The sequence below is a fragment of the Pseudomonadota bacterium genome, assembly GCA_023229365.1.
In the GTDB taxonomy this organism is placed as follows: domain Bacteria; phylum Myxococcota_A; class Polyangia; order JAAYKL01; family JAAYKL01; genus JALNZK01.
The window spans coordinates 49,391-54,431 of the sequence record JALNZK010000024.1; the positions used below are offsets into that span (position 1 = coordinate 49,391).

Sequence of the window (5,041 nt, forward strand, 5' to 3'; positions counted from 1 at the left end):
ATCACTCGGGGGGGAGCGACGCGGATGCGGACACGGATTCGGATACGGACTCGGACACGGATGTGGATACGGATTCGGACACCGACACCGATTCCGATTCGGATATCGACTCGGACACGTGCGACGTGCCCGAGGACGAGTTCGGCTCGGTCGGGGAGTGCACGGAGACCGCGCCGCCCGACAGCTTCGAGCCGGAGATCCAGTGGCAGTGGGCGGGGAGCGGCGGCGAGATCTACAGCATCGTCACACCGCTCGTCGCGAACCTCACGGACGACGACGAGAGCGGCGACATCGATCTGTGCGACACCCCGGACGTCGTAGTCGTCGCGTCCGCGAGCTCCGGATCGCCGGGACAGATCGGGCACATCTACGTGCTCGACGGCGCGAGCGGCGGGATGATCTACCAGTTCGCGACGGCCGTCGACCACACGGTGACCCCCGCGATCGGCGACATCGACGGCGACGGGATACCGGAGATCGTGAGCGCTGACACGGCCGGGTACCTGCTCGCCTTCGAGAACGACGGCACGTTCAAGTGGCAGGGCGACACGCCGTGGCCCGGGGCCGACTCGTACGCCGACAACTACTCCGGGGCGATCGCCCTCGCCGATCTCGACGAGGACGGCGACGTCGAGATCATCTCCGGCGCCATGGTGTCGGATCACGACGGCTTCAAGATCTGGATCGCGCCGCAGGAGTCCGGTCCGTGGTCCGCGACCGCCGCCGCGAACCTGGACGGCGAGCCGGGGCTCGAGGTCGTGCTCGGCCACGCCGCGTACCACGCGGACGGCTCGCAGTACTACCTGAACGCCGCAGTCACGCCCGGCTACCCGCAGATCGCGGACCTCGACGGCGACGATCTACCCGAGGTGCTCATCACGAACACGGACGGCCTGACCGTGCTCGAGCACGACGGCACCACGAAGTACACGAACCTGCGGCCGACCGGCGCGCCGGTGGGCTACACGACTTGGGTGCGGCCCGCGACGATCCACGATTTCGACGGCGACGGCGAGGCCGAGTACGCCATGAGCTCCGCCTCCTCCTACACGGTGTACGAGGCGGACGCGTCGATCGTCTGGTCCGCTCCGGTCTCGGACGCGAGCGGGATCGCCGCGGGCACGGCCTTCGACTTCCTCGGCGACGGCATGGCCGAGGCGATGTACGCGGACGAGTACAGCATGTTCATCTTCGACGAGACCGGCGGCGTCCTGCTCGAGACCCCGCGGACGAGCGGCACGCTCTCCGAGTACCCGGTGGTCGCGGACATCGACAACGACGGCTCCGCGGAGATCGTCGTCGTTTCCAACTACTACATGTCCGCGTCGCCCACGGTGCAGGTGATCCGGGATATCGATGATCGCTGGATCCAGGCGCGCCGGATTTGGAACCAGCACACCTACCACGTGACGAACGTCCGGGAGGACGGCACGATCCCCGCGGTCGAACACGACAGCTGGTCGCTCTTCAACACGTACCGCACGAACAGCCAGATCGAGAACGGCGGCGCCTGCAACCCTCCTATCGAGTGAGCCAAGATGACCGCGCTCGAGGTGCTCTACCGCGACCCGGAGCTCGTGGCGGTGAACAAGCCGTCCGGGGTGATCGTGCACCGGGGGTGGAGTCGTGAGCGGGTGGCGCTCGTCGATCAGGTGCGGGGGCTCACCGGGCTGGACGTGGTGCACCCGGCCCATAGGCTCGACCGGGGCACGAGCGGCGTCGTGCTGTTCGCCCTCGACCGCGAGGCGGCGCGCGCGCTCGGGGCGCAGCTCGAGGCCGGAGCGGTGGAGAAGCGGTACCTCGCCCTCGTCCGCGGCGAGGCGCCGGAGTCCGCCGTCGTCGATCACCCGATCCCGCGCACCGAAGGCGGGCCGCGCGTGCCGGCCGTGACGGAGATCCGCAGGCTCGCGGCGGTGGTTCTCGAGCCCCGCCCCCTGTCGCTCGTCGAGGCGCGGCCGCGGAGCGGGAGGCTCCACCAGGTGCGCCGCCACCTGAAGCACATCGATCACCCGGTGATCGGCGACGCGAGCTACGGGAAGGGCGCGCTCAACCGCGAGATCGCCGAGCGGTACGGTCTGTACCGGCTCGCGCTCCACGCCCTGTCCATCGCGTTCCTGCACCCGCGCAGCGGGGAGCGGATCGAGATCTCCGCGCCCGTGCCGCCGGATCTCGCGGGGCCGCTCGGGGCGATGGGGTTCGTCCTTGGCGGGACTTGACCCGCGGCCGATGCTCGCGCCGATGAACCCCTCACCCGCTATGGCGCTGCGACCGCCTCCCTCTCCCGCCGGGAGAGGGCCGGGGTGAGGGCTTGCCGGGCACGACGCGTCGAGCAGCGGGTTATCGGGGTTGTGGACCTTAGCTGTTCAGTGTCCTAGGCGAGAACCCGCGCGGGGCCCTGACCCGGAAGACCACGTCGTCGTCCTCGTAGCGCTCCTCGAGGACCTGGCACGCGGCGAAGATCTCGGCGCGTCGCGCCTGCCGGCTGTACGGGACGCGGATCTCGCACTCGATCATGTCGGCGGCGAACAGATCGATAAGCCTCTCGCGCAGGCGGGCGACGTCGTCGGGGCGCTTGGCGGAGAGGCACAGCGCACCAGGCCAGCGGGCGGCGACGGCGGCGACGGCGCCGGGCTCGTCCTCGAGGCGATCGATCTTGTTCAGCACGAGCAGGCGCGGCACGTCCCCGGCGCCGATCTCGGCCAGCACCTCCTCGGTGACGCGGAGCTGCCTCTCGAAGTTGGGGTCGGAGGCGTCGACGACGTGGACGAGGAGCGACGCCTCGAGCGCCTCGTCGAGCGTGCTCTTGAACGACTCCACTAGGTCGTGGGGGAGCTTCTCGATGAAGCCGACGGTGTCGGAGACGAGGATGCGCGGCTTCGCGGGCGGCTCGAGCGCGCGCACGGTGGTGTCGAGCGTGGCGAACAGCTTGTCCGCCACCAGCACTTCGCTGCCGGTGAGCGCGCGCATGAGGGTCGACTTGCCCGCGTTGGTGTAGCCGACGAGCGCGGCGCGGGAGAGCTCCCGCCTGCGGGCGCGCCGGGTGCGGCGCTCGACCTCGATCGCGGCGAGCTCCTCGGCGAGCTCGGCGATGCGGTCGCGGATCTTGCGCCTGTCGAGCTCGATGGCCGACTCCCCCGCGCCCTTGCCGCCGATGCCGCCGCGTTCGCGATCGCCCTTGCCCTTTCCCTGCTCGCGCAGCCGCGGCGCGAGGTACTTGAGGCGCACCATCTCGACCTGGGCCTTCGCGGCGCGGGAGTGCGCGTGGCGGCGGAAGATCTCCAGGATGACGGCGGTGCGATCCATGACGTCCGTCTCGCCGCACTCCTTCGAGAGGTTGCGCGCCTGCGACGGCGTGAGCTCGTGATCGACGAGAATGAAGTCCGCGCCGCTCTCCTCGGCGAGCCGGGCGAGCTCCTCTCGCTTGCCTTTGCCCAGGACGGCGCCCGGGTCGAGCGCGTCGCGCCGCTGCGTGACAGGTGCGCCCCTGACCGCGAGGCCGAGCGTCTTGGCGAGGCGGCCGAGCTCGATCAGCGACTCGGCGAGCTCGCTCTCTCCCACGCCGGGGAGCTGCACGGCCGCGAGGACGGCGCTTCTCGTCTTGTCGTCGGAGTCGACATCGTGCATGGAACGTGAGGTTAACCACGACGGATCGAAAGTCCAGCGGGGAATGAGGTCGGGGCGCTGCCGGACGCCCCCCTCTACGCCCGGATCGCCCGCAGGAGGACGAGCACCGCGACCAGGCAGACCGGCCCGACGAGGAGCGCGTTGCGGATGCCGACCGCGTCCGTGAGCACGCCCACTCCGAAGTGCGAGATCACGAGCCCCAGCCCCACCGCCGCGATGGCGCTCGCGATCATCCGATCCGCACCCGCGCCGAAGCGGTTCTGGATCCACGCCATCGCGACCGGGAAGAAGACCGACATCGTCAGCCCGCACAGCGCGAGCACCGCCGGGTGCGCGAAAAGGCCGACGGCGTACGCGGCGAGCGAGAGCGACGCCGAGGCGGCGAGCCACGTCACGCTCGAGCCCGGGAAGCGGATCACCGCGAACGCGGTCCGGCCCGCGAGGAGCAGCGCGAAGAACCCGCTCAGGCACAGCGCCGCCGGCGCGCTCCCCCATCTCCAGTGGCTCTCGACGAGCTGGGGCAGGCGGCTCGACAGGCACACCTCGGCGACGACGTACAGCGCCAGCATCGCGCACGCGGCCACCGCCTCGAACCTTCGCGGCGGCGCGGCGGCGATCGCGCGGGGCGCCTCCGACGTCCGGGCGGCGACCGGCCCGACCGTCAGGGCGAACGCGCCGACCAGGAAGGGCACCGCCGCGAGCGCGAAGAACAGCCGGCGCCAGTCAAGCCCGGCCTCGGCGCCGCAGGCGACCGCGAGCGGCGCGAGCAGCGACGAAGCGCCGTACATCGCGTGGACTCCGGACAGGAGCCGGCGGCGGTGCGCGGCTGCGCCGCCGAGCCCGATGAGCGCGTTGCCGCAGACGCTGCACCCGGTCGCGCCGAGGCCGAACACGAACGACGCCGCGACGAGGCCCGGGAGCCCGATCGGGGCGAACCCCGAGGCGCCCATGCCGACGCACCCGACCACGAGCAGCGCCGAGAAGAAGCGCGCCGCGGTGAGCGCGCCGAAGCGGACGAGCCAGGCGCGCCCGGTCCAGCTGACGATGACGCTCCCGAGCGACGCCACCGCGAACATGAGCGAGCCCGCGGTCGCGGAGGCGCGGAAGTGCTCGAGGATCGCGGGGTAGGCCGGGCCGCGCGCGTTGTCGACGAGGCCCATGGCGAACACGATCCCGAACGCGACGGCGACTGCGCCCCTTCGAGTCCTCGTGTCGTTTCCCGCGTCCGCCATGGAGCTGGCATCATAGGGGATCGCACATGCTGCGGGCGCGCAAATCGAAGCGGCGCTTGACCGCAGCCGCCCGTTCCGTCACCGTTGCCGGACAGGGAACGGAAAGGAGCCTCTCATGAGACCCAGTACTCGCATTGCGGTCACGAGTTGCGCGCTGTTCGCCGCCGCGCTGGCCCCGGCGTGCG

Annotated in this window: 4 protein-coding genes; 2 read left to right on the plus strand and 2 right to left on the minus strand. The window is 71.1% G+C overall.

The features are described 5' to 3' along the window. Both M0R80_12880 and M0R80_12885 read left to right on the plus strand, forming a co-directional pair. The coding region (locus tag M0R80_12880; protein MCK9460525.1) for a VCBS repeat-containing protein at positions 1 to 1,532 on the plus strand (1,532 nt) is incomplete at its 5' end. Positions 1,533 to 1,538: 6 nt separating this feature from the next. After that, on the plus strand, positions 1,539 to 2,216 hold the full coding sequence (locus M0R80_12885; protein MCK9460526.1) for a pseudouridine synthase: 678 nt from the start codon (positions 1,539 to 1,541) through the stop codon (positions 2,214 to 2,216). A gap of 139 nt (positions 2,217 to 2,355) precedes the next feature. On the opposite strand, the gene hflX is transcribed toward M0R80_12885, so the two are convergent. Both hflX and M0R80_12895 read right to left on the minus strand, forming a co-directional pair. Then, positions 2,356 to 3,624: a GTPase HflX gene (hflX, locus tag M0R80_12890; GenBank protein ID MCK9460527.1), complete on the minus strand. Its 1,269-nt coding sequence runs from the start codon at positions 3,622 to 3,624 to the stop codon at positions 2,356 to 2,358. 74 nt (positions 3,625 to 3,698) lie between these two features. Next, on the minus strand, positions 3,699 to 4,856 hold the full coding sequence (locus M0R80_12895) for a hypothetical protein (GenBank protein ID MCK9460528.1): 1,158 nt from the start codon (positions 4,854 to 4,856) through the stop codon (positions 3,699 to 3,701). Positions 4,857 to 5,041 lie beyond the last annotated feature (185 nt).